The following is a 1,342-nucleotide window of genomic DNA, read 5'->3' on the forward strand; positions in this document are numbered from 1 at the left end:
GAGCACCGCGGCGGTGCGCGCACGGTCGGCGGAACTGATGCCGGTGGTCACGCCGTCGGCCGCGTCGCAGGAAACCGTGTAGGCCGTCCCCTTGGCATCCTGGTTGACTTCGACCATGGGCGGCAGCCCCAGTTCGTCGGCCCGTGCCGCCGGCAGGGGCACGCAGATGACGCCCGAGGTATAGCGGATGGTCCAGCCCATCAGTTCGGGGGTGGCGGCGTCGGCGGCGAAGATGATGTCGCCTTCGTTTTCCCGGTCTTCGTCATCAACGACGACGACGGGGCGGCCGGCGGCGATGGCCGCCACCGCGGCTTCGATGGTGTCGAGCGCGATCCGCGGCTCCACCGCGGCGCTCATGCCCTGGCTCCGGTGGTGAAGGCCAGGAGCCGCTCGGCGTACTTGGCGAGGACGTCCACTTCCAGGTTGACCCTGTCGCCCGGCTGCTTCGCGCCCAGGCCGGTGTCGGCCAGCGTGGTGGGAATCAGGCCGACTTCGAAGAACTGCGTCGCGGCACCGGCATCGCTGACGTTCGTGACCGTCAGCGAGACGCCGTCGACGGCGATGGAGCCCTTCTCCGCGATGTAGCGGGCCAGCTCCACGGGAACGGTGAAGCGCAGCCGCTCCCAGTCGCCCAGGTCCTCGCGTTCGGCCAGCGTGCCGACACCGTCCACGTGCCCCTGGACCACATGTCCGTCCAGCCGCCCGCCGGCCGGGACGCAGCGTTCGAGGTTGACCGGCTGACCCGGCCGGAGCGATCCGGTGGTGGTGCGTGTGAGGGTCTCCCCCATCACGTCCACGCTGACCCGGCTGCCGTCCAGCGCGACTGCGGTCAGGCACACGCCGTTGACGGCGATCGACCCGCCGAGCCCGAGCCCGGCAGCCGTTTCGGGTGCGGTGAAGGTCAGCACTGCGCTGTCGGTGGCCGGACTCAGGTCCAGCGATTCAACGCGCCCTTGTTCCGCGATGATTCCGGTAAACATTCATTTGCCTTTCTGAGTGCCGTGGGACGGCAGGGGTTCCAGGTGCAGGCGCAGGTCCGCGCCCAAGTTTCGGGTGCTGCCGCCGGCCCTGTCCCAACGCCAGCGGCCGGCCTCGGACAGCGTCCCGATGCCGAGGTCGGCCACCGCACGGGTGCCCGCGCCGAGCATCAGGGGTGCCAGATAGAGCACGAGTTCGTCGACCAGGTCGGCGCGCAGGAAAGCCGAGGCGACGGTCGCTCCGCCCTCGATCATGGCGTGGCCGATGCCGCGCCGTGCCAGTTCGGCCAGGACGTCGGCCGGGTCGTGGGTGGCCAGTTGCAGGAAGCGGCCATCGGTGCCGCGGACGGCGGCGTCGGCCGGGA

Annotated in this window: 3 protein-coding genes; all 3 read right to left on the reverse strand. The window is 70.6% G+C overall.

What is annotated here, in order from left to right; all coding sequences use genetic code 11:
- On the reverse strand, positions 1 to 357 hold a 357-nt coding region (locus tag AC5RV2_RS18030; protein ID WP_494093465.1), incomplete at its 3' end, for a 3,4-dihydroxy-2-butanone-4-phosphate synthase.
- Positions 354 to 980: a riboflavin synthase gene (locus AC5RV2_RS18035; protein WP_494067706.1), complete on the reverse strand. Its 627-nt coding sequence runs from the start codon at positions 978 to 980 to the stop codon at positions 354 to 356. The genes AC5RV2_RS18035 and AC5RV2_RS18030, both read right to left, overlap by 4 nt.
- Positions 981 to 1,342 (reverse strand): RibD family protein (locus tag AC5RV2_RS18040; RefSeq protein ID WP_494093466.1); only part of this gene is annotated, 362 nt, incomplete at its 5' end.

This window comes from Arthrobacter sp. Y3225116, from assembly GCF_059091245.1.

Excerpts from the sequence above, each read along its gene's own strand:
- AC5RV2_RS18035 (WP_494067706.1), bottom strand. The coding sequence starts at position 980 with ATGTTTACCGGAATCATCGCGGAACAAGGGCGCGTTGAATCGCTGGAC.